Source organism: Amycolatopsis sp. NPDC039088 (assembly GCF_055598845.1).
In genome coordinates this window covers 146444-169269 of sequence record NZ_JBVKAE010000021.1, presented here as the reverse complement: position 1 = coordinate 169269, position 22826 = coordinate 146444, and the positions used below count along the sequence as shown (strand labels likewise).

Annotated in this window: 23 protein-coding genes; 10 read left to right on the top strand and 13 right to left on the bottom strand. The window is 67.9% G+C overall.

The features are described 5' to 3' along the window. Nucleotides 1–163 precede the first annotated feature (163 nt). From ACZ7KI_RS26050 to ACZ7KI_RS26020, 7 genes are read right to left on the bottom strand one after another with little or no spacing between them, the layout of a single operon-like run. Entirely contained in the window at nucleotides 164–571 is a 408-nt protein-coding gene (locus ACZ7KI_RS26050; protein ID WP_470275681.1) for a metal-sulfur cluster assembly factor, read from the bottom strand. After that, nucleotides 568–1017 (bottom strand): Fe-S cluster assembly sulfur transfer protein SufU, encoded by a 450-nt coding sequence (gene sufU / locus ACZ7KI_RS26045; protein WP_470275680.1) that lies wholly within the window; start codon nucleotides 1015–1017, stop codon nucleotides 568–570. Before sufU ends, ACZ7KI_RS26050 begins: the two co-directional genes overlap by 4 nt. Next, nucleotides 1014–2318: a cysteine desulfurase gene (locus ACZ7KI_RS26040; RefSeq protein WP_470275679.1), complete on the bottom strand. Its 1305-nt coding sequence runs from the start codon at nucleotides 2316–2318 to the stop codon at nucleotides 1014–1016. The genes sufU and ACZ7KI_RS26040 overlap by 4 nt, the downstream gene beginning before the upstream one ends. A gap of 39 nt (nucleotides 2319–2357) precedes the next feature. Beyond that, a complete protein-coding gene (sufC, locus tag ACZ7KI_RS26035; RefSeq protein ID WP_125793823.1) occupies nucleotides 2358–3128 on the bottom strand; it encodes a Fe-S cluster assembly ATPase SufC in 771 nt (256 codons plus the stop codon). 35 nt (nucleotides 3129–3163) lie between these two features. After that, the gene (gene sufD / locus ACZ7KI_RS26030; RefSeq protein WP_470275678.1) at nucleotides 3164–4336 is read right to left on the bottom strand and encodes a Fe-S cluster assembly protein SufD; all 1173 of its coding nucleotides are present in this window, start codon (nucleotides 4334–4336) and stop codon (nucleotides 3164–3166) included. A gap of 2 nt (nucleotides 4337–4338) precedes the next feature. Continuing rightward, nucleotides 4339–5745, bottom strand: coding sequence for a Fe-S cluster assembly protein SufB (gene sufB, locus ACZ7KI_RS26025; protein ID WP_470223924.1), 1407 nt, complete (start codon nucleotides 5743–5745; stop codon nucleotides 4339–4341). A gap of 38 nt (nucleotides 5746–5783) precedes the next feature. Then, nucleotides 5784–6584, bottom strand: a complete 801-nt coding sequence (locus ACZ7KI_RS26020) for a helix-turn-helix transcriptional regulator (protein WP_470275677.1) — start codon at nucleotides 6582–6584, stop codon at nucleotides 5784–5786. Nucleotides 6585–6794: 210 nt separating this feature from the next. Between ACZ7KI_RS26020 and mptB the strand changes: the two genes are divergently transcribed. From mptB to ACZ7KI_RS25995, 5 genes are all read left to right on the top strand, one after another. Beyond that, nucleotides 6795–8381, top strand: a complete 1587-nt coding sequence (gene mptB / locus ACZ7KI_RS26015; RefSeq protein WP_470275691.1) for a polyprenol phosphomannose-dependent alpha 1,6 mannosyltransferase MptB — start codon at nucleotides 6795–6797, stop codon at nucleotides 8379–8381. 19 nt (nucleotides 8382–8400) lie between these two features. Continuing rightward, nucleotides 8401–9327 carry an ABC transporter ATP-binding protein gene (locus tag ACZ7KI_RS26010; RefSeq protein WP_470275676.1) on the top strand — a complete coding sequence of 309 codons (927 nt, stop codon included), beginning with the start codon at nucleotides 8401–8403 and terminating at the stop codon, nucleotides 9325–9327. Further along, nucleotides 9324–10124 carry an ABC transporter permease gene (locus ACZ7KI_RS26005; RefSeq protein WP_470275675.1) on the top strand — a complete coding sequence of 267 codons (801 nt, stop codon included), beginning with the start codon at nucleotides 9324–9326 and terminating at the stop codon, nucleotides 10122–10124. Before ACZ7KI_RS26010 ends, ACZ7KI_RS26005 begins: the two co-directional genes overlap by 4 nt. A 75-nt stretch (nucleotides 10125–10199) precedes the next feature. After that, nucleotides 10200–11168: a COX15/CtaA family protein gene (locus ACZ7KI_RS26000; protein WP_470275674.1), complete on the top strand. Its 969-nt coding sequence runs from the start codon at nucleotides 10200–10202 to the stop codon at nucleotides 11166–11168. Between the two features lie 113 nt (nucleotides 11169–11281). Continuing rightward, nucleotides 11282–12229: an acyl-CoA desaturase gene (locus ACZ7KI_RS25995; RefSeq protein WP_470275673.1), complete on the top strand. Its 948-nt coding sequence runs from the start codon at nucleotides 11282–11284 to the stop codon at nucleotides 12227–12229. Nucleotides 12230–12324: 95 nt separating this feature from the next. Here ACZ7KI_RS25995 and ACZ7KI_RS25990 read toward each other — a convergent pair whose 3' ends face one another. Continuing rightward, a complete protein-coding gene (locus tag ACZ7KI_RS25990) occupies nucleotides 12325–13191 on the bottom strand; it encodes an ATP-grasp domain-containing protein (RefSeq protein WP_470275672.1) in 867 nt (288 codons plus the stop codon). Further along, nucleotides 13188–13496: a hypothetical protein gene (locus tag ACZ7KI_RS25985; protein ID WP_470275671.1), complete on the bottom strand. Its 309-nt coding sequence runs from the start codon at nucleotides 13494–13496 to the stop codon at nucleotides 13188–13190. The genes ACZ7KI_RS25990 and ACZ7KI_RS25985 overlap by 4 nt, the downstream gene beginning before the upstream one ends. 95 nt (nucleotides 13497–13591) lie before the next feature. Between ACZ7KI_RS25985 and ACZ7KI_RS25980 the strand changes: the two genes are divergently transcribed. Next, nucleotides 13592–14563 carry a quinone oxidoreductase family protein gene (locus tag ACZ7KI_RS25980; protein ID WP_470275670.1) on the top strand — a complete coding sequence of 324 codons (972 nt, stop codon included), beginning with the start codon at nucleotides 13592–13594 and terminating at the stop codon, nucleotides 14561–14563. 124 nt (nucleotides 14564–14687) lie between these two features. Beyond that, the gene (locus ACZ7KI_RS25975; RefSeq protein WP_470275669.1) at nucleotides 14688–15089 is read left to right on the top strand and encodes a GNAT family N-acetyltransferase; all 402 of its coding nucleotides are present in this window, start codon (nucleotides 14688–14690) and stop codon (nucleotides 15087–15089) included. Nucleotides 15090–15378: 289 nt separating this feature from the next. Here ACZ7KI_RS25975 and ACZ7KI_RS25970 read toward each other — a convergent pair whose 3' ends face one another. From ACZ7KI_RS25970 to ACZ7KI_RS25960, 3 genes are read right to left on the bottom strand one after another with little or no spacing between them, the layout of a single operon-like run. Then, a complete protein-coding gene (locus ACZ7KI_RS25970; RefSeq protein WP_470275668.1) occupies nucleotides 15379–15573 on the bottom strand; it encodes a S1 domain-containing protein in 195 nt (64 codons plus the stop codon). A gap of 50 nt (nucleotides 15574–15623) precedes the next feature. Next, a complete protein-coding gene (locus tag ACZ7KI_RS25965) occupies nucleotides 15624–16202 on the bottom strand; it encodes an FKBP-type peptidyl-prolyl cis-trans isomerase (RefSeq protein WP_470275667.1) in 579 nt (192 codons plus the stop codon). A 10-nt stretch (nucleotides 16203–16212) separates the two neighbouring features. After that, nucleotides 16213–18474 (bottom strand): HelD family protein, encoded by a 2262-nt coding sequence (locus ACZ7KI_RS25960; protein ID WP_470275666.1) that lies wholly within the window; start codon nucleotides 18472–18474, stop codon nucleotides 16213–16215. Nucleotides 18475–18733: 259 nt separating this feature from the next. Between ACZ7KI_RS25960 and ACZ7KI_RS25955 the strand changes: the two genes are divergently transcribed. Further along, nucleotides 18734–19978, top strand: coding sequence for an MFS transporter (locus ACZ7KI_RS25955; RefSeq protein WP_470275665.1), 1245 nt, complete (start codon nucleotides 18734–18736; stop codon nucleotides 19976–19978). Here ACZ7KI_RS25955 and ACZ7KI_RS25950 read toward each other — a convergent pair. Beyond that, nucleotides 19968–20420, bottom strand: a complete 453-nt coding sequence (locus ACZ7KI_RS25950) for a GNAT family N-acetyltransferase (RefSeq protein WP_470275664.1) — start codon at nucleotides 20418–20420, stop codon at nucleotides 19968–19970. The two genes, ACZ7KI_RS25955 and ACZ7KI_RS25950, sit on opposite strands and share 11 nt — an antisense overlap. A gap of 638 nt (nucleotides 20421–21058) precedes the next feature. On the opposite strand from ACZ7KI_RS25950, the gene ACZ7KI_RS25945 reads away from it, so the two are divergent. Together ACZ7KI_RS25945 and yedA are read left to right on the top strand one after the other, a co-directional pair. Continuing rightward, on the top strand, nucleotides 21059–21802 hold the full coding sequence (locus ACZ7KI_RS25945; protein WP_470275663.1) for a 2OG-Fe dioxygenase family protein: 744 nt from the start codon (nucleotides 21059–21061) through the stop codon (nucleotides 21800–21802). Nucleotides 21803–21837: 35 nt separating this feature from the next. Then, entirely contained in the window at nucleotides 21838–22806 is a 969-nt protein-coding gene (gene yedA / locus ACZ7KI_RS25940) for a drug/metabolite exporter YedA (protein WP_470275662.1), read from the top strand. The last annotated feature ends 20 nt before the right edge of the window (nucleotides 22807–22826 follow it).

Sequence of the window (22826 nt, the reverse complement as noted above, 5' to 3'; positions counted from 1 at the left end):
AACCAACCCGACCACGTGAAAGCCTTCTTCGGCAAGGAAGAAGTCCGCTACGCCGCAGACTGACCACGCCACATTTGCCTTACGGATCAATAACCGCCATACCACTCACGACGGGACGCAGTATAGGCCGTTATACGCTCAACACCCTCAACGCTATGGACGGTCAGACGGTGAAGCCGAGTGCCCGCAGCTGCTCGCGGCCGTCCTCGGTGATCTTCTCCGGGCCCCACGGCGGCATCCAGACCCAGTTGATCCGGAAGTCCTTGACCAGGCCCGTTCCGCCGCCGACGAGCGCGGCACCGGTCTGGTCCTCGATGACGTCGGTCAGCGGGCAGGCCGCGGACGTCAGGGTCATGTCGATGGTGGCGGTGTTGTCCGGCTCGACCCGGATGTCGTAGACCAGGCCGAGGTCGACGACGTTGATGCCCAGTTCCGGGTCGACGACGTCGCGCATCGCCTCTTCGAGGTCCTCCACCTTCGCCAGTTCGGCGGTGTCCGGGGCGGTGGCGGTCTCGGCGTCGAGGTCGGCGGCTGTGCGCCCCTCGCGGGTTTCGGTCTGCTGTTCGGTCATGCCGTCTCAACTCCGTTGGTCGTGCGGGCGACGGCGTCCTTGAACGCCATCCATCCGAGCAGGGCGCATTTCACGCGGGCCGGGTACTTGGCCACGCCGGCGAAGGCGATGCCGTCCTCCAGCACTTCTTCGTCCGGCTCGATCTGGCCTTTGCCCTGCATCAGCTCAACGAAGGCGTCCATGGTGGTGAACGCCTCCTCCAGGGTGTGCCCGACGACGAGATCCGTCAAGACCGACGTGGAGGCCTGGCTGATGGAGCAACCCTGTCCCTCGTAGGAGACGTCGGCGACCTTCCCGTCGTCGACCTTCACCCGCAGTGTCACCTCGTCGCCACAGGTCGGGTTGACCTGGAACGATTCGGCGTCGAACGGCTCGCGCAGACCGCGGCCGTGCGGGTTCTTGTAGTGGTCCAGGATGATCTCCTGGTACATGCTTTCGAGATTCACAGCGCGGCCCCGTCCTGGGCCACCCCGAAGAACTTCTGCGCCTCGCGCACACCGTTCACCAAAGCGTCCACTTCGGTCAGTGTGTTGTAGACGTAGAACGAAGCGCGCACGGTCGCCGGGACCGAGCAGGCCCGGTGCAGCGGCCACGCGCAGTGGTGCCCGACGCGGACGGCGACACCGAGGCTGTCCAGCACTTGGCCGGAGTCGTGCGGGTGCACGCCGTCGATGACGAACGACACCAGCCCGCCTCGGTCGGTCATGTCGGTGGGGCCGATGATCCGGACACCGGGGATCTCGCCGAGTCCGGTCAACGCCGCCTCGGTGAGGAGGTGTTCGTGCGCGGCGACCCGCTCCATGCCGATCGCCGACAGGTAGTCGGCCGCCGCGCCGAGGCCGACGGCCTGCGACGTCATCGGGGTGCCCGCCTCGAACCGCTGCGGCGGCGCGGCGAACGTGGTCTGCTCCATGCGGACCAGCTCGATCATCGAACCGCCGGTCAGGAACGGCGGCATCGCTTCGAGCAGCTCACGGCGTCCATAAAGGACACCGATGCCGTACGGGCCGACCATCTTGTGCCCGGCGAAAGCGGCGAAGTCGACGTCCAGGTCGTGGAAGTCCACCGGGAAGTGCGGCACCGACTGGCAGGCGTCCAGCACGACCAGCGCGCCGACCTTGTGCGCCTTCTCCGTCAGGAACTTGACCGGGTTGATCGTGCCGAGCACGTTGGACTGGTGCGTGAACGCCAGCACCTTGGTCCGCTCGGTGATCAGTTCGTCCACATTGGACAGGTCGAGGCGGCCGTCCGCCGTGACGGAGAACCACTTCAGCGTCGCGCCGGTGCGCTGGCAGAGCTGCTGCCACGGCACCAGGTTCGCGTGGTGCTCCATCTCGGTGATGACGATCTCGTCGCCGGGGCCGATCTTGAACCGCTCGGCGCCGGGACCGGCCGTGGCGGCGTTGCTCATCGCGTAGGCGACGAGGTTGATGCCTTCGGTGGCGTTCTTGGTGAACACCAGCTCGTGCGGGGAGGCGCCGACGAACTCCGCGATCCGCACGCGGGCGGATTCGTAGGCGTCGGTCGCTTCCTCGGCGAGCTGGTGCGCGCCACGATGCACCGCGGCGTTCGAGGTCTCCAGGAACCGGCGCTCGGCTTCGAGTACCTGCACCGGTTTCTGGGACGTCGCACCGGAATCCAGATACACCAAGGGTTTCCCGTCCCGAACGGTCCGGGTCAAAATGGGGAAGTCGGCCCTGATGGCCGCTACGTCAAGCGGAACAGAGTTAGCCGTGGTGGTGGTCATCGGGCCAACTCCTCTCGGTGTAGTCGTGGAAGTCCAGGATCAGACGGCGGCGGTCTCGGTGGAGCCGGCGTACTTGACGTAGCCGTTCTCCTCCAGCTCGTCCGCGAGCTCACGGCCGCCGGACGCGACGATCTTGCCGCCGGCGAAGACGTGCACGAAGTCGGGCGTGATGTGCCGCAGGATCCGCGTGTAGTGCGTGATCAGCATGACGCCGGCGTCGTTGTTGGCCTTGAACTCGTTGACGCCTTCCGACACGACGCGCAGCGCGTCGACGTCGAGGCCCGAGTCGGTCTCGTCGAGGATGGCGATCTTCGGCTTGAGCAGCGCCAGCTGCAGGATCTCGTGGCGCTTCTTCTCACCGCCGGAGAAGCCCTCGTTCACCGAACGCTCGGCGAACTCGGACGAGATCTCCAGTTTGCCCATCTCCTCCTTGACCTCCTTGACCCAGTGGCGCAGCTTGGGGGCCTCGCCACGGACCGCGGTGGCCGCGGTGCGGAGGAAGTTGGACATGGACACGCCCGGTACCTCGACCGGGTACTGCATCGCGAGGAACAGGCCCGCGCGAGCACGCTCGTCGACGCTCATCTCGAGCACGTCCTCACCGTCGAGCAGGACCTGCCCGGAGGTGACTTCGTACTTGGGGTGACCGGCGATGGCGTAGGACAGCGTGGACTTGCCCGAACCGTTGGGGCCCATGATCGCGTGGGTCTCGCCCGACTTGATGGTCAGGTTGACGCCCTTGAGGATCTCCTTAGGGCCCTCCTCGGTCGTGACCGAGGCGTGCAGATCCTTGATTTCCAGCGTAGGCATTTCTTTCCTAAAGTCTGATGTGGACGGACGAGGGCTTAGACGCCCACGGCTTCGAGTTCGGCTTCGATCGCGGCCTCGAGGCGCTCGCGCACCTCGGGGACACCGATCTTGACGAGGATCTCGTGGAAGAACCCGCGTACGACCAGTCGTCGCGCGGCGTCTTCGCCGATTCCGCGCGACTGAAGGTAGAACAACTGCTCGTCGTCGAACCTTCCCGTGGCGCTCGCGTGCCCGGCGCCTTCGATCTCGCCGGTCTCGATCTCCAGGTTCGGGATCGAGTCCGCCCGCGCGCCCGGCGTCAGCACCAGGTTGCGGTTGAGCTCGTAGGTGTCGGTGGCCTCGGCGGCCGCCCGGATCAGCACGTCGCCGACCCACACGGTGTGCGCGCCGTCGCCCTGCAGCGCACCCTTGTACATCACCCGCGACTTGCAGTTCGGCACCGCGTGGTCGACGAAGAGGCGGTGCTCCTGGTGCTGCCCTTCGTCCGCGAAGTACAGGCCGAGCATCTCGACGTCGCCACCCTTGTCGGCGAAGGTCGCCGTCGGCGAAACGCGGACGAGGTCACCGCCCAGGGTGATGGTGATGTGCTTGAGCGTGGCGTCGCGGCCGAGCTTGAGGTGCTGCTCGGAGACGTGCACCGCGTCGTCGGCCCAGTCCTGCACGCTGACCACGGTCACGTTCGCCGACTCGCCGATGACGAACTCGACGTTGTCCGCGTAGGTGCCGGAGCCGACGTGGTCGAGGACGATGACGGCCTCGGAGAACCGCTCGGCGCGGACCTGCAGGTGCCCGTAGGCGACCTTGCCCTCGCCGGGGCCGGTGATCTTGAGGGTCGACGGCTTCGACGCCTTGGTCTCCTTGGGCACCGTGATGACGGTGGCCTCGGTGAACGAGGAGTACGCCTGCGCGGCGATGCGGTCGCTCGGGACGCCCGCGGCGCCGAGGCGTTCGTCGTCCCGGCCCGCCTGCTCGATCACGAGTTCGGGCGCGCCGTCGAAGTCCAGGCTGACCGTGCCCGAAGCGGCGGCGGACCCGTCGTGCAGGCCACGCAGCCGCTTCATCGGAGTGAAGCGCCAGTTCTCCTCACGACCGCCGGGAACCTCGAAGGCCTCGACGTCGTAGGAGGTGAAGCGCTCCGCGCGAGAGGTGGCCGGAACGACCACCCCTTCGCGCATCGCTTCGGAAACGTTGTTCTCGGTAACCGACATGACTAGCCGACGGACCCTTCCATCTGAAGCTCGATCAGGCGGTTCAGCTCGAGCGCGTACTCCATCGGCAGCTCACGCGCGATGGGCTCGACGAACCCGCGCACGATCATCGCCATGGCCTCGGCCTCGTCGAGACCGCGCGACATGAGGTAGAACATCTGGTCTTCGCTGACCTTCGAGACGGTCGCCTCGTGGCCCATGGAGACCTCGTCGTTGCGGATGTCGACGTACGGGTACGTGTCCGACCGCGAGATCGTGTCGACCAGCAGCGCGTCACAGACCACGCTGGACCGCGAGTGGTGCGCCCGCTTCGCGACCTTGACCAGGCCGCGGTAGGAGGTGCGGCCACCGCCGCGCGCCACCGACTTCGACACGATGGTCGAGGAGGTGTGCGGCGCCAGGTGCTCCATCTTCGCGCCGGCGTCCTGGTGCTGGCCTTCGCCGGCGAACGCGACCGAGAGGACCTCACCCTTGGCGTGCTCGCCCATCAGGAAGACGGACGGGTACTTCATCGTGACCTTGGACCCGATGTTGCCGTCGATCCACTCCATGGTCGCGCCCTCTTCGCACTTGGCGCGCTTGGTGACCAGGTTGTAGACGTTGTTCGACCAGTTCTGGATGGTCGTGTACCGGCAGCGGGCGCCCTTCTTCACGATGATCTCCACGACCGCCGAGTGCAGCGAGTCGGACTGGTAGATCGGCGCGGTGCAACCCTCGACGTAGTGCACGTAGGCGTCTTCGTCGACGATGATCAGGGTCCGCTCGAACTGACCCATGTTCTCGGTGTTGATCCGGAAGTAGGCCTGCAGCGGGATGTCCACCTTGACGCCCTTGGGCACGTAGATGAACGAGCCACCGGACCACACCGCGGTGTTCAGCGCGGAGAACTTGTTGTCCCCGGCCGGGATCACGGAGCCGAAGTACTCCTTGAAGATCTCCGGGTGCTCCTTGAGCGCGGTGTCGGTGTCCAGGAACAGGACGCCCTGGGCCTCCAGATCCTCACGGATCGAGTGGTAGACGACCTCGGACTCGTACTGCGCGGCGACACCGGCGACGAGGCGCTGCTTCTCCGCCTCGGGGATGCCCAGCCGGTCGTACGTGTTCTTGATGTCCTCGGGCAGGTCTTCCCAGGAGGTGGCCTGCTTCTCACTGGACCGCACGAAGTACTTGATGTTGTCGAAGTCGATCCCGGAGAGGTCCGCACCCCAGTTGGGCATCGGCTTCAAGTCGAAGAGCTTGAGCGCCTTCAGTCGCGCTTCGCGCATCCACTCCGGCTCGGACTTCTTCGAGGAGATGTCGGTGACGACGTCCTCGTTCAGTCCGCGACGGGCGCTAGAGCCCGCCTCGTCGGAGTCCGCCCAGCCGAACGCGTACTTGCCAAGGGACTCGATGGTCTCTTCCTGGCTCATGGGCGCGGTGGTGGGAGTGCGCTGCTCGGCAGCGGCAGTCATGCGGGTTTCCCTCCATTCGGGATCCGTGCTGTGCGCCCTGGAGAGGGCGCCGTGCTTCCCGGCCGGGATGTGGCCGGTCGACCCGTCGAAGCGACGGGTACGTGTGTGGTGCACGCGTTGTCACCGCGTGCGATGGTCGCGAGCCGCTGCACGTGTGTACCCAGCAGCTGTGCGAACGCCTCGGTTTCGGCTTCACACAACTGGGGGAACTCGGCGGCGACGTGGGCGACCGGGCAATGGTGCTGGCAGAGCTGTTCGCCCGCACCGACCTGACGGGTCGACGCAGCGTAACCCTCCCTGGTCAACGCCGCAGCGAGGGCCTCGGCGCGAACGGTGGGATCCGCGTGCTTGGTGATCGCCTCCCGATGCGGGCCGACGAGGGAGGCGACACGAGCCTCGGCGAAAGCCTTTACGGCGTCTTCGCCCGCGTGCTCGGCGAGGAACCGGATGGCCGAGGAGGCGAGGTCGTCGTAGGCGTGCCCGAACCGGGCGCGGCCCGTTTCGGTGAGCAGGAAGTTCTTGGCGGGACGACCTCGGCCGCGGGGACCGCGGCGGGGCGCGTCGCGGGTCTCGGCCTCGCCGTCGGCAAGGAGCGCGTCGAGATGCCGCCGGACGGCCGCGGCGCTGATCCCCAGCTGCTCTGCGACCACGACGGCGGTCATCGGACCCTGCTCCAGCAGCAACCGGGCCACTTCATGCCTGGTCCGACCCTCGGGGCCGACCTGCGCGGGGACAGGCTGGACCTCGGCGCGGAGCATGTCGCCACCGGCCTCGTCCTGCGTCCCCGTCTTTTTCACAACACAAGTGTGACGTATTTCCGGGGAGACGGCAAAGAGGGGTGCCTCACGGAGTGGCGCGCGTCACGTCGCCGCCTCCATCTCCCTCGGTAACCACGTACCCGTTCACTCTGTTCCCGGCATCGCTACCCTTCGTGCGTGGCAGTGGGCGATCACCCGGCGCAGCGGGACACGGACGGGGCAGAGCCGGAAGACGCGGCATCGGGATCGGTGGCGACGCTCACCCCAGGGCACCCGCACGAACCGGAGCCGCTGGACGACAAGGAACTGCGCGGCCTGAACGTGGTCCGCCGGTTCGGCGCGGTCGGTTCCCTGTTCCTCGCCCTCGGCTCGCTCGGCGCCGGCGCCGCCCCGGTGATCAACCCGGTGCAGGAGATCCCGGTCCTGCGGCTGTTCACCCGGATCCCGATGGTCTCGCTCGCGATGGGCCTGGCGGGGATGGCGATCATCGTGCTCAGCTGGCTGCTGCTCGGCCGGTTCGCGCAGCCCGCGCGCCGCCGTCTCGCCACCCAGGGGCAGCTCGCCCGCACGATCGCGCTCTGGTGCGCGCCACTGCTGTTCATCCCGCCGCTGTTCTCCCGCGACGTCTACAGCTATCTCGCGCAGAGCGAGATCGTCGCCCGCGGCATGGACCCGTACTCCCTCGGCCCGGCCGAAGCGCTCGGCGTCTCCGACCCGCTGACCTCGGGTGTCTCCAACATGTGGCGCGAGACCCCGGCGCCGTACGGCCCTCTTCTGCTGCGCCTCGGGGGCTGGCTCGCCCCGCTCAGCAGCGGCAACATCGTCACCGGGGTGCTGCTGCAGCGCGGACTGGCGCTGATCGGCGTCATCCTGATCATCTGGGCGCTGCCCCGGCTGGCCCGGCGGTTCGGCGTGCAGCCCGCCACCGCGCTGTGGCTCGGCGCGGCGAACCCGCTGCTGATCTTCCACTTCGTCGCGGGCGCCCACAACGACGCGCTGGCGATCGGGCTCATGGTGGCCGGGCTGGAGATCGGTCTCCAGCGGATGCCGGTGCGCTACAAGCACGACGCCGTCCCGCCGCTGGCCAAGGGCGAACTGCTGTTCATCGCGCTCGGGGTGGCGATCATCACCCTCGGCGTCGCGGTGAAACTGAACGCGATCCTGGCGTTGCCGTTCTTCACGGTGATGGTGGCCAGACGCTGGCACGGCCGGATCAAGGACCTGCTGACCGCGGCGATCCCGATGGCCTTGCTGTTCGGGGTGGTGCTGGTGGCGGTCTGCTACGGCACCGGCCTCGGTTTCGGCTGGGTCGGCGCGCTCGGGACGCCGGGGCTGGTCCGCTCGTGGATCTCGCCGACGTCGGAGCTCGCCGCGCTGGGCGGCGTTCTCGGCATCGCCCTCGGCCTCGGCAACCACACCAACGCGATGGTGCCGATCCTCGGCACGCTCGGCTATCTCGTCGCGGGCGCGGTGACGGTCAAGTTCCTTTGGGACAGCTTCAAATGGCGCTACCGGCCGATCATCGGCCTCGGTGTCTCGCTGGGCGCGGTGATGGTGCTGCACGTCGCGCTCCAGCCCTGGTACCTGCTGTGGGCGATCATCCCGCTCGCCGCGGCGGCCGGGACCTCGCGGTTCCGCATCGCGGCGACGATCGTCACCGCCGTCCTGCCGTTCCTGCTGCCGACGACGGGAAGCACCTTCGAGGGCCGCGGTTTCGTCCTGCCGTTCGCGTGGGCCGCCGCCGGGGTCGTCACGCTACTGGGGCTGTTCATCGTCCACCGCCTCTCACCACTGCTGCTGTCCAGACCGTCCCCGGAGCGTTCGGTCCCCGCGTGACGCCGTATCGTGACCTGTCGTGAACGCCCCCGCCGTCGAGATCACCGGGCTGGTGAAACGCTACGGATCCACCACCGCGGTCGATGGACTCGACCTGCGGATGGAACGTGGCACACTGCTCGCGCTGCTCGGCCCGAACGGGGCCGGCAAGACCACCACCGTCGAAATCTGCGAAGGCTTCCTGCGGGCTGACGACGGCGAAGTCCGCGTGCTGGGCATGGACCCGGCGCGGGACGGCCGCGCGCTGCGGCCGCGGATCGGGGTGATGCCGCAGGGCGGCGGCGCCTATCCCGGCGTCCGCGCCGACGAGATGCTCGGACTGGTCGCCGCGTGCGCCGCGAATCCGCTCGATCCGGCCTGGCTGCTGGACGTGCTCGGGCTCGCGGGAGCACGGAAGACGCCGTTCAAACGCCTTTCCGGCGGGCAGCAGCAGCGGCTCTCCCTCGCCTGCGCGCTCGTCGGGCGCCCGGAACTGCTCTTCCTCGACGAACCGACCGCGGGGATGGACCCGCAGGCCCGCCGCCTGGTCTGGGATCTGCTCGAAGCGCTGCGCGCCGACGGGGTCAGCGTGCTGCTGACCACGCATCTGATGGAAGAGGCCGAAACACTGGCCGACACCGTGGTGATCGTGGACCACGGGAAGGTCGTCGTCGAAGGCTCGCCGCGTTCGCTGACCGTCGACGCCGGCGAGGCCGCGCAACTGCGGTTCAAGGCCCGTACGCGGCTCGACACCGGCCTGCTGACCGCGGCCCTGCCCGAAGGCCACCTCGTGCACGAGTCCGCGCCGGGGACCTATCTCGTCGAAGGCGCGATAAGTCCGCAGGTGGTGTCGACGGTGACGGCCTGGTGCGCGCAACAGGGCGTCATGCCCGAGGAACTGCAGGTCGGCAGGCGCACGCTGGAAGAGGTCTTCCTGGAGCTGACCGGACGGGAACTGCGCGCATGACCACGACGCCGACACCGCGGTTCGCCGCCGGCACGTTCACCCCGGCCCCCGGCCGGGGTTCGCTCGGCAAGATGCTGCGCACGCACGCGAAGGTCGAGGCGAGCCTGACCCTGCGCCACGGCGAGCAGATCCTGCTGACCCTGCTCATCCCGCTCGCGCTGCTGATCGGCTTGTCCCTGCTGGACATCCTGCCGTCGGCGCAGCTCGGCTCGGCGTCCAAAGTGGACTGGATCACGCCGAGGATCCTCGCGCTGGCGGTGATGTCGTCCGCGTTCACCGGACAGGCCATCGCGCTCGGCTTCGACCGCCGGTACGGCGTCCTGAAACGACTTTCCGCCACCGCGCTGCCCCGCTGGCTGCTGATCGCCGGCCGGGTGGCCGCCGCGCTCGTCGTGGTCGCGTTGCAGGCCGTGATCCTCGGGGCCGTGGCCGCGCTGCTGGGCTGGTCGCCGTCACTCGGCGGAATCCTCGGCGCGATCCCGTTCCTGATCATCGGCACCTTCGCGTTCGGGGCGCTGGGACTGCTGCTCGGCGGGGCGCTGCGCGCGGAGGCCGTGCTGGCGCTGGCGAACATCGTCTGGTTCGTGCTGCTGCTCGCGGGCGGCATCCTGCTGGCGCCGTCGACGATGCCGTCGGGCTTGGCGGCGTTCGTCGAACTGCTGCCCTCGGGCGCGCTCGCCGAAGGGCTTCGCTCGGTGCTGCTCGACGGGTCGTTCGGCTGGGGCCCGTTCGCGGTCCTCGTCGGCTGGGGTGTGGCCGCGGGCGCGCTGGCGAGCAAGACCACGCGCCTGACCTGAGGCACTTCTGAGGCGGCCGACACAGCGGGCACGGCCGGTGGAACGCTCTCAGGAAGGGCGTTCTAGCATCGTTCGGTGCCGTTCCAGAGCCTTGTAGCGCGTCTGCCGTATCCCTCGTCCGCGGTTCAGCGAGCGGTCGCGATCGCGGCGGTGATCGCGCAGGCCGGAATCGGGGTCACCGGTTCGGTCGTCCGGGTCACGGGTTCGGGCCTCGGCTGCCCGACCTGGCCGCAGTGCGTCGAAGGCAGCATCGTCCCCGTGGCGCATCCCGAATTCGACGCGCTCAACCAGTGGATCGAGTTCAGCAACCGGATGCTGACCGGCGTCGTCATCCTCGTCGCCGCGTTGTGCGTGATCACCGCGTGGCGCGTGCAGATCGAGCACCCGAGCCGTCGCCGTCTGGTGAAGCTGGCCTGGACGATGCCCGCGGGTGTGGTGCTGCAGGCCGTCGTCGGCGGGATCACCGTGCTCGCGAAACTCGAATGGTGGACCGTCGCCCTGCACTTCCTGGCCTCCACTCCCCTGGTCTGGCTCGCGGTGCTCCTGCTTCGCGCGTTCAACGAGGGTGACGAGCCCGCCCGCTGGCTGATCCCGGACGCGGGCCGCAAGACGCTGATCGTGCTCGCCGCGTCGATGTGGGCCGTCCTGGCGGCGGGCACCACCGTGACCGGCGCGGGCCCGCACGGCGGGGATCCCGGCACCCACCGCCTCGAGGCCCCGATCGAGACGCTCACCCAGATCCACGGCGGGCTGCTGGTGGTCTACCTGATCGTGCTGGCCGTCTTCGGCCTCATGCTGATGCGCGGTGAAACACCGAAGCAGGTCTGGCGGCGGTACACGATCGTGTGGGTGGTCGCGCTCGCCCAAGGCGTCCTCGGCTCGGTGCAGTACGCCCTGGGTGTGCCGGAGGCGCTGGTCTCCCTCCACGTCCTCGGCTCCGCGCTGGTGATCATCTCGACCGCCGCGCTGTGGTGCGGATCACGCGATCGCGGCCCCGCGCAGGTTTCCCACCCCGCTGACCGGGAACTCGCCACCTCGAACTGACCCACCGGCAAACCGGACGTAACCCCCGGGCGGGGTGCTCGCCAGACACTGCCCTTACGCTGCGTTCGGTGCCCCACACGGGGGTCCCACCGAGTCGAGGCACGAGGTGTCGTATGACCGCCAGCACCGAGCCGGACGCACCGGCCAGTCCGTCCAAACCCCTGATCTCGCACCGGCGAGGCTCCGGGGAGATGCTGATCCTCAAGACCTTCCTGTTGGTCCCGTTCGTCGCACTGCTCGCCGCGATACCGATCGTGTGGGGCTGGGGTATGACCTGGGTGGATCTCGTGCTGGCGGCCGTGTTCTACACCCTCGGGACGCTCGGCGTGACCGTGGGCTACCACCGCTACTTCACCCATGGCGCGTTCAAGGCCGGACGACCGCTGCGGGTCGCGCTGGCCATCGCGGGTGGCTTCGCGGTGCAGGGATCGGTCATCTTCTGGGTGGCCAGCCACCGTCGTCACCACGCGTTCGCCGACCGCGAAGGCGACCCGCACTCCCCCTGGCTGTTCGGGACGTCGCCCACGGCGCTGCTGCGCGGTTTCTGGCACGCGCACATGGGCTGGATGTTCAGCCGCGAGGTGACCAACTACGAGCGTTTCGCGCCGGACCTGGTGGCCGACAAGGACCTTCGCGTGGTGAACCGCTACTTCTGGCTGTGGATCACCCTGAGCCTGGCGCTGCCCGCGGTACTCGGCGGGCTGATCAGCTGGTCGTGGTGGGGTGTGGTGACCGGGTTCTTCTGGGCCGGGCTGGTCCGCATCGCGTTCCTGCACCACGTCAGCTGGTCGGTGAACTCGATCTGTCACCTGATCGGCGAGCGCCCGTTCGCCAGCCGCGACAAGGCGGCGAACTTCTGGCCGCTGGCGATCCTGTCCATGGGCGAGTCGTGGCACAACTCCCACCACGCCGACCCGACATGCGCGCGGCACGGCGTCCTGCGCGGACAGCTCGACGTGTCGGCGCGGGTGATCTGGCTGTTCGAGAAGTTCGGCTGGGCACGGGACGTGCGGTGGCCGAAGCCTGAGCGGTTGGCCGCGAAGCGCGTGAAGCCCGCCTGACACTCTCCCGCCCCTCGCATTTCGTCCTCTTGACGCGTTCCTTGCGCGTGCGACTACCGCATTCAGAGGACGAAAGGCGAGGGGTCAGGGCCGGGTCAGGCGAGTTGCTGCCGGACGGCGGAAGCGAAACGCCAGGCGGCGGAAGCGTCGGTCTGCCGGAAGCCGAGCGAAGGCTCGACGAGCTCCAGTTCCAGCAGCAGCGGCCTGCCGTCCGGTCCGGTGACGAGGTCCACGCGGGCGTAGAGCAGCTCCGCGCGCAGGATCCCCAGCAACGCCGCTGTCGCGTCCAGAACGTCTTCGGCCAGCGCGCGGAACGACGCGGACGGCTGCGCGGGGGCGAGCTTTTCCGTGACGTACAAACCGGATTCGTCGAGTTCCCCGCCCAGTATCGCGGCCTTCGAGAACGCGTGCGAGTACACTCCGCCGAAGAACACCAGCGCGAGTTCGCCTTCCGTGTCCACACTGGACTGATACGGCTGCAGCACCGCGGTGTGGCCCTCGGCGTGGAGCCGCCGCAGATGCGACGCGGCGTCCTCGCCGGACGCGAATTTCCCGACGTTCTGGGATCCGACACCGATCGCGGGCTTCAGTACGAACTCGCCCTTGGGCCAGCGCGGGGCGTCGTCTCCCGGCGCGATCAGCGTCGTCGGCACGACCGCGACCCCGGCGTCGCCGAGTTCGGCCAGATAGGACTTGTCGGTGTTCCAGCGCACGACTTCGGACGAATTGGCCAACGCGGGCACGGATTCGGCCCAGGACAGGAACTCGTCGCGGCGCTCGGGGTAGTCCCAGGTGGCGCGCAGCACGACGATGTCCGCGGCGCCGAAGTCGACGGTCGTGTCGTCCCAGGCGGCCCAGCGGGTCTTGAAGCCGAGGTCGGCCAGCGCCTCGGGAACGGCGTGCTCGTCACCGTCGCTTTCCGGCAGCGCCGAACAGGCGACGAGGATCGCGGAACCGCTCACTTCCCCGCCATCCGGCGGCGGTGCTCGGCGCCGATCTTGGTGGCCTTCACGGTCTCGCTGTCCCACTCGGCGGGCTCGAGGTCTTCGACGGCCTCGACCAGTGCCTCGCCGGCCTCCGTGGAGGCGACGACGACGTCGCCGAGCGCGCCGTCGGCACCCACGAGCACGACCCTGGCGCCGATCCGGCCGATGTTCTCCACCACCGCGCGCGACGGCTTCCCGTGCCGCTTCACGAAGTCGCGGGCGGCCGCGATCTGGCGCGACGTGGGGGCGGCGGTCTCGGTCTTCTCTTCGGTCTCAGCCACGGCCAGAGCTTAACCGCGAAATGCCCGTGGCGCGGAATAACCGTGGCGTCGGCCATAGTTGTGCCGGTCGGAAAGACCTTGAACGAGGAGGATGTATGCCCACGGCAGTGCAAATCCGGCGAACCGGTGGTCCCGAAGTCCTTGAGCTCTCCGAAGTCGAGGTCGGTGAACCCGGAGCCGGTGAACTGCTCGTGGACGTCGCCGCGGCGGGCGTCAACTACATCGACACCTATCACCGCGAGGGCATCTACCCCGTCGACACGCCGTTCATCCTCGGCATGGAGGGCGCCGGCACGGTGGCCGCGATCGGGCCGGACGTGACCGGTTTCGCCGTCGGCGACCGCGTCGCCTGGCAGGGCTCGCTCGGCAGCTACGCCCAGCGCCGTCTGCTCCCCGCCTCGATCGCGGTGAAGATCCCGGACGGCGTGACCGAGGAGACCGCCGCCGCGACGATGCTCCAGGGTGTCACCGCGCACGCGCTGATCGCCTCGACCTACGAGGTCAAGGCCGGTGACGACGTCCTGATCCACGCCGCCGCCGGCGGGATGGGCCTGCTGCTGGTGCAGCTGGCCAAGGCACGCGGCGCGCGGGTGATCGGCACCGTCTCCACCGACGAGAAGGCCGAACTCGCCAAGGCGGCGGGCGCGGACGACGTCATCCGCTACGACCAGGTCGATTTCGCCAAGGCGGTCCGCGAACTCACCGACAGCAAGGGCGTCGCGGTGGTATACGACGGCGTCGGCAAGTCCACTGTGGACGGCAGCCTGGCGAGTCTGAAGATCCGCGGCCTGCTCGCCCTTTACGGCGCCGCAAGCGGCCCGGTGCCGCCGATCGACCCGCAACTGCTCAACCGCAGCGGCTCGGTGTACCTCACCCGCCCGACCTCCGCGCACTACGTGCTCACCCGCGAGGAACTGGAGTGGCGGGTGAACGAACTCTTCGCCGCCGTCCAGGACGGCTCGCTGAACATCCGGATCGGCGGACGCTACCCGCTGGCCGACGCCCGCCAGGCGCACGAGGACCTCCAGGGGCGGCGCACCACCGGCAAGCTCCTGCTGATCCCGTGAGCACACTCTGGCCGGAAGAGGTCCGGCTGACCGGCGAAGGGCTCGTCCTGCGGGACTGGACCGAAGACGACATCGCGTTCATGCCGGGGTATTCGACAATCCCGCCGTCGCGCGCTTCACGCCGTTGCCTTCGCCATTCGACGAGGTTGCGGCGAAGGGCCACTACGGGAAGGCCGTCACCCGCCGGGCGGAGGGCTCGGGGCGGCGGCTCGCCATCACGACCGACGGCGGCGAACCACTCGGCGAGGTGGTGCTGTTCCTGCACGAAGAGGGACACGCCGAGCTCGGCTACGCGGTCGGACCGGCCCACCGAGGGCAGGATCTGGCGGCACGGTCTCTCCGGGTGCTCACCGCGTACGCATTGGAACTCGGTCTCGGGCCGCTCCGGCTGAAGATCGACGCGCAGAACGCGGCCAGCGAGGCCGTCGCGCGCCGCGTCGGCTACATCCAGGCCGACGTCCCACCGGAGACCAAGGTCGAGAAGGGCCTGGAGCGCACGCTGCTCACCTGGGAGTACTCCGGCTGACCAGAACGCCGTGAAGGCCTCCTTCCCTACTTTGAGGGTCAGGGTCCCGGCAAAGTCGCAGAGTTGCTGGTCGGCACTGTTCTCGGTGGTCCGGATGTGGCATCGCTGATGCCCGCGGGGTCCGAGCAACCGGGTACGACCCCGCGTCTATGAAGGAATTGGGACACTCAACGTCCCAATTCCTTCATAGACGTCGGCCTGCGCCATGACCAAGAGATCCCCGACCTGCACGATCCCGACTTCGCCGGGACCCTGCGTTGAAGGTAGGGAAGGAGGCCTTCACGGACTCTCAGCCGAGAGAGCGCACCCAGACCGCTCGCAGCCGGAACTCGTCCTGCTCCGCGTGCTCGACGGTCAGCTCGACCTCGTCACCCACGTCGAGCTTCCGGAATTCACCGGGCCCGAAACCCTCCAGCATCGAGTAGTGGACCCAGATGGGGTCGGCGAAATCCGCCGACTCGACGACCCCCCATCCGTCGTCCACCAGCCACGTACGGACTCGTCCGTGGTGGACCCGTCCGTCCGAAGTCCCCATCAGCCCTTGGCGGCGGGCACGCTCACGGCGTCGGTCACGAAGACCAGGGTCTCGTTCGGCGCGATGCCGCGTCCTCCCTGGCCGTAGGCGAGGTCCGGCGGGATGATCAGCAGCCGCCGCGCACCCTGCTTGATCCCTTCCAAGCCCTGGTCCCAGCCCTTGATGACGTCGCCGGCGCCGAGGGTCAGGTCGAACGGCTCACCCCGGTCGAAGGAGCTGTCCAGTTTCTGCTTGTTGGACCAGGTGACCAGCGAATAGTTCATCTTCAGGTTCGCGCCCGGCTTGGCGCCCTCGCCGGTGCCGGGTTCGAGGTCCTTGGTGATGAGCTTCTTCGGCGGGTCGCAGTCGTCCGGGATGGTGATGGTCGGCGCCTCCCCGAACTTCCCGGTGGTCTTGACGTCCTCCGCCGTGCATTCCTTGCCCTTCGGGGCGGCCGGGGCCGGGGCCGAAGACGACGCCGACGCGGGGGCCGCGCCGGAGGACGACGGGGCGGAACCTGCGGTGTTCTGTTTCTCGCCACAGGCCGCCAGGGCGAGGACGCCCGCGCCGATGACCACGATCTTGCCGAATGTGCGCATGCGGCCGACCTTAGCCAAGACCCTCCAGCGCCGGAACAAGGTCACCGGTCTGCACTACGCCCATCCGACGGGTCGCCCTGGTCAGGGCCACGTAAAGATCGTTGAGCCCGCGCGGCGACTCGGCGACGACCTCGTCCGGCGCGATCAGCACCACGGAGTCGAACTCGAGGCCCTTCGCCCGGTCCACCGCCATCACCGACACCCGGTCCCCCGCCTCGCCGAGGGTCTCCGAGACCGGAGCGACCCGCGAAGCCGGGCACAGCACGGCGACCGTCCCACCGTCCACAGCGGACAGTTCGGCCGCCACGATCCCCGGCAGTTCGACGGCGAGGCCGTCCGGTGCCACCGAGCGCAACCAGGGCTCGCAACCCGTTTCCCGCACCGAAACCGGCGCTTCGAGCTCCGGATTGACCTCGGCGAGCACCCGCGCCGCGACGGCCATGATCTCGGCCGGGGTCCGGTAGTTCACGGTCAGCTCTTCGAGCCGCCAGCGGTCGGCGACGTAGGGCGAGAGCACCTCGCCCCAGGACCGCGCGCCGCCGGAAGCGCCGGTCTGCGCGACGTCACCGACGAGCGTCATCGACCGGTTCGGCGACCGGCGCATCAGCAGCCGCCAGTCCATCGCGGTCAGTTCCTGCGCCTCGTCGACGATCACGTGCCCGAAGGTCCAGGTCCGGTCCTGCGCGGCCCGCTGTGCCGCGGTCATCTCGCTGCGGCGCTGCTGGCGCTCGGCGAACAGCTCGGCGTCGAGGACGTCGCTCACCCGCAGCAGTTCCTCGTCGATGATCTCCTCGTCCTGTTCGAGGATGTCGAGCACTCCTTCCGCGTACGCGCGGTCTTCCCGCTCGCGACGGACGCGCTCGGCCCTGGCGTCGGTGTCGTCCTCGCCAAGCAATTCGGCGAGTTCGTCGAGCAGCGGGACGTCGGCCGGGCTCCACTGCGCGTCCGTCGGGCTGTAGAGATGCTCACGATCGGTGTCCGACAAGGCTTTCCCGGCCGCCCTGCGCAACCGTTCAGGGTCGGCGAAGAGCTCGTCGAGCACGATCTCGGGGGTGAGCGTCGGCCAGAGTCCGTCGAGGGCGGCGGCCACGTTCTTGTCGGCGGCGACCTCGGCGCGGATGTCCTGGACGTCGCGCGCGTCGAGCAGGTCCTCCCCCAGTTTGCGGGCGGCCTGCCGGGTCAGCGCGTCGAGGACGTCGGAGAAGAAGATCCGCCGCGCGAGGTTGTGCGGACGGCGTGACCGGCGGGCCCGTGTCCGCGCCTCGGTGCAGGTCTTGCGGTCGAGCATGAGGATCTCGCGCTCGAACTCGATCTCCAGCACCGGTTCCGGCACGCGCTGACGATCACGGACGGCGTTGGCGAGCACGTCGGCCATCACCGCGCGGCCCTTGATCTCGGCGGCCTCGCGGGTGACGGGACCGACGGCGTCGAGGCCTGGGTACAGCTGCCCGATCGTGGCCAGCAGCACCCCGGTCTCGCCGAGCGACGGCAGAACCTGCCCGATGTAGCGGAGGAAGGTGCTGTTCGGCCCGACCACGAGCACGCCGCGGGTGGTGAGCTGCTGCCGGTGCGTGTAGAGCAGGTACGCCGCGCGGTGCAGCGCGACCGCGGTCTTTCCGGTGCCCGGTCCGCCCTGGACCACCAGGACGCCGTTCGGCGACGCGCGGATGATGCGGTCCTGCTCGGCCTGGATGGTGGCGACGATGTCGCTCATCTCACCGGTGCGACGGCGTTCCAGGGCGGCCAGCAGTGCCGCCTCCCCCGCGAGGCCGAGGTCCTGGCCCTGGTCGGCGGCGGAGAGGTCGAGGATCTCGTCGTCGACGCCGACGACCTTCCGGCTCAGCGACCGGATGTGCCGCCGCCGCCGGACACCTTCGGGTGAGGCGGCGGTGGCGAGATAGAAGGGCCGCGCGACCGGCGCGCGCCAGTCGACGAGCAACGGGCGGTATTCGTCGTCCTCGTCGAACAGCCCGAGCCGCCCGATGTAGGTGGTCTCCTCCGCGTGCTCGGGGAGGAAGTCGAGGCGGCCGAAGCACAGGCCCTGTTCGACGGAGCTCAGCTGGGACAGCCTGTCGGTGTACAGCGTCGTGGCGACGTCGCGTTCGGTGCGTGCCTGCGGAGTGCCGCCGGTCTGGCGCAGCGTCTGGTCGAGCCTGCGCTGGGCGTCGACGCGTTCGGCGTCGAGCTTGCGGTACAGGGTGGTGACGTACTCCTGTTCGAGTGCGACGTCGGTGTCCGTCGCATCGAGATCCCGGTCCGGGGACACGGACAAATGCAGCCTGCTTTCGAGAGGTGGGACAGGGGCGATCGACGTACAACGACGCCGACCATTCTCGCATTCCCGTCCGGCCACTTCGCCGCGCTGACCACCGACGCTCGCGGGACATTGTCGCCGAGGTGACGGACTGCTACTGTGCCCTCGCGCACGGCTCAGGGTCAGTTCAGTGCGCCATACCACCTGGGGGGTTCAGGTATGCCAACGAACGCCGTCGGCTGACGTGCGGACGACGCGCACATTTCTTTCCCTGAGCATGCCCGTGCGATTGCTGTTGATCAACAACTTCGGCGTGAATCTCGGGTTCTATCTGATCATCCCGCACCTCGCGGCGCACCTTGGCGACCTCGGGCTCGCCGTCGCCGCGGTCGGTCTCGTCATCGCCGTCCGATCCTTGAGCCAACAAGGAATGACGTTGATCAGCGGGTCCGCGGCGGACCGGCTCGGACCGCGTGGGCTGATTCTCCTCGGCTGCGGGTTCCGCACGGTCGGGTTCGGCATGTTCGCCTTCGTGGAGTCCCTCCCGGCGGTGCTGGTGGCATCGGTACTGACCGGACTCGCCGGCGCTCTGTTCGGCCCCGCCGCCCGCACCTATCTCACCCGGGCCGTCGAGGAGGATCGACGACTGACCGCTTACGCGCTCTACAGCGCCGCCCACAACGCGGGCGCCCTCCTCGGCCCCTTGCTCGGCAGCGCGCTGCTGCTGGTCGACTTCTCCGCCGTGGCGGTCGTGGCGGCCGCGGTGTTCGCCCTGCTGACCGTCGGGCAGGCGTTCCTGCTCCCGCCGCAACCACCCGAACCGGCGCGGCAGTCCGTACTGCGCGACTGGCGAGAGGTGCTCTCCACACCGGGTTTCGTGGTCTACACCATCGCCGCATCAGGTCTGTACGTCGCCTTCAACCAGCTCTATCTCCTGATCCCGCTCGAAGTCGAGCGGGTGACAGGCTCCGCCGCCGCGATCAGCCTGGTGTTCATCGTCAACACGGTGATCGGCCTGACGTGCAGCGTGCCGCTCACGCGATTCTTCGTAACGCGTTTCGGGGGGGTGAGGACCTTGTCCATCGGTCTCATGCTGTGCGCGTCGTCCTTCGTCGTGCCGGCATTGAGTGCGACATGGCAGACCTCCGCCGCGCCCGTCGACAGCCTGACCCCGGCGGCGATTCCCTACCTTCTGCTGGCAATGGTCCCGATGCTTTCGTCGACCGTCGTCCTGTCCGTGGGTTGCGCGGTCGCCTTCCCCGTGTCGAGCGATCTGGCGGTCTCCTATGTCCGGAGCGGCCTCAGCGGAACCGCCATCGGCGTGGCGGGCACCGCGTCCGGCGTCGGAGGCGCGGCCGGGACCGCTTTGTCCGGACTGCTGGTGGACGTGTCCGAGCGCGCCGGACTGCCCGCGTTGCCGTGGCTTTCGCTGTCTCTTGCCTGCGCCGGCGCGGGCTGGGTCGTGCTGATTCTGCGACGTCGCGGCAAGGTCCCGAACGGATCCGGCGTCGTCAGAGCGTGAGCATCATCCTCGTGTTGCCGAGCGTGTTGACCTTGGCCTGCCCCAGGTCCAGGAACAACGACGCGTCATCCACGGCGAGAAGCCCCATCCGGCCGCAGCCCACCGACACCGGCTGCGGCTCCTCGACGAGCTCCCGGAAGCCGTGACGAGCGAAGAACCCGGTCTCAAAGGTCAACACGAACACATCACGCAGTCCGACTGCCGCGCCCTCCGCGAGCAGCCGCCGGATCAACAGCGACCCGATACCCCGGCCGTGTTGATCGGGCCGTACGGCCACCGTACCTATCTCGCCGAGCCCGTCGGAGCGAATGTGCAAGGCACCGCAGGCGAGCAGTTCCCCACCATCGTCCACAACGAAGAAGTCGGACATCTCGCGGTAGAACGTCGCCAGTTCCTTCCCCAGCATGACAGTCCCGGAGTACCGGTCGACGAGATCCTTCATGGATCGCAGATCACGCGCTTCTGCTCGACGCACAAAGAAAACCACGGGCGATCACGCTATGGCAGGCAAGCGCACCTGTCCAGGATAATTCTGGCGATACCTCGCCCGCCGAAGGATTCCCGGCGGGAGGCGGCGTCCATTCCGTTCGGCCGATCGATAAGCACCACAGGCCTTCCTCGCCTTACGTCGACGTCAGGTCCAGACCTGCGGAAAATCCCGCCACGAAAGTAATTATCGATGAAATCTCGATTTTCGTTTGAGAGAAACACTGATCATGACACGCGTACCGGCGTCCCTGTTCACCATCGGAACCTTTGTCGGACACGTCGCGGACTGCACTTACGTCAGCTTTCCGCGGTATCGGCTCCGAAATTCGACGCTTCCGGTCCGCATATGCGAAGGCCGCAGACTGCTTGCCCGACCGCCTCGCGCTCTGCCATAATCATCCGCAGGCTTGACACGCTACCGAGCGTCGCCAATCACTGGGGTCGTGATATGGGGCCATTCGCGAGACGCTCGGAAAAGTCTACCTCACACCAGCGGCGCAGCCAGCCGGCTGGAACCTTGCAGGACCGAAGACTATTCCGCAAACGATCAAAAATTCGGCTGGCATTTGCCAGTTCGAACTGGGGGTACGTGTGCTGAATGAACTCGAGGCGGTCGACATCAAAGGCGACCTGCGTGTACAAGGTTATTCCCTCGTCCGCGCCGACGAACTGCCGCTGGATCCCGCGGCACGAAGACACGAGGCGACACTGGCCGCAGAATGGGACAATCTCGGCGCGGACAACTATCTGAAGAACGGTGGCCGCTTCCGCGAGCGCCGCTATGGCCGCTTCTGCTACATCCCGGCCGAGCGCAGTATCCGCCTGCTCGCCCACCGCCCTTATTTCCAGTCGGAGATGGCGAACTCCTATGCGGGCGGCATCCAACGCGTGGTCGATCCGGTGACGGAGACCTCCGTGAAGAACCCTCTCATGAACGCACTCATCGAATTCAACTACGCCCAGTTTCCCGCGAAGGAAGAGTATGCGGCCGACGCGTGGGAAGTGGCATGTCACCAGTTCCGAATCATCGCCAGGCCGGACGAGTCGGGTGAACCGACTCCCGAAGGCATTCACCGCGACGAGATCGACTTCGGCGCGATACACCTGATGTCAAGGACGAATGTCACCGGCGGGCTGTCCAGGATCTACAACAACGAACGCGAGCAGATCACCGAGTTCGCCTTGGAATCGAGAATGGACACGATGTTCTGGGCGGATCGGGACGTCCTGCACGCCGTCACGCCGATCAAGGCGGCCGATACGAGCCGCTCCGCCGTGCGAGACATTCTCATCCTCGGCTATCGCCGTGTTCCGGAGTTGCGTGACGAACTCTGACGGTTCCCGACCAGGGGTGCCGAAGCACTAGTAGAATGAGTGGAACATTGAGCAGCGGTACCAAGCAGCAGTCGTCCCTGACACCAGTGGTGATCGGGGCACTGGTCGTCGTCTACATCGTGTGGGGCTCGACCTATCTGGCGATCGACCTGACACTGGCCACCATGCCGCCGTTCCTCATGACCGGAGCGCGGTTCCTGGTTGCCGGGCTCCTCCTGTTCGCCTTCCTGCTGATCCGCGGATACAAGTTGCCCACCGGTAAGCAGTGGCTCAACTGCGCGATCATCGGCAGCTTGATGCAGTGCGGCTGCGTGGGCAGCATCGCGATCGCCCAGCAGACGATCACGAGTGGCCTCGCTTCCGTCGGTATCGCGACCGTGCCCATCTGGACGGCTTTGCTCGCCGGCGCCTTCACGCGCCGATGGCCGAACCAGTACGAGGTGATCGGTATCGTCTGCGGATTCGTCGGCGTGATCCTGCTGAATCTCGAAGGCGGCATTTCCGGAGCGTCCAAGGGCGCGATCATCATCGTGGCGGCCTCCCTGTTCTGGTCGATCGGTTCGGTGATGAGCCAGCATGTCGAGCTACCGAAAGGCCCGATGGCGTACGCGGCCGAGATGCTGGCGGGCGGTGCGATCACCGCTGTGATCGGATTTTTCGTCTTCGGTGAGTCGTTCACGTCCGCGCCCGACGCCGGTGCCCTCTGGGCGTGGGCGTACCTGGTGGTGGCCGGTTCGCTTGGTGCCTACAGCGCCTACATGTATTTGCTGAACACGGTCCGGACGGCGCTGGCGACCAGTTACACGCTGGTGACCCCCGCGGTCGCCGTGATGCTCGGCTGGTGGTTCCTCAACGAAGAGATCAACCTGCTGACCGTGCTGTCCGTGGCCGCGGTGGTCTGCGGGGTCGCCTTTATCTTCAAGGGCCGCGCAATCAAGGCGAAGACCGAGGAAACCGCGGAAAAACCGGCAACCGAGGCCGACTCCTCCGAGAGAGCGTCTTAATCTGACAGGCCGAGAAATCC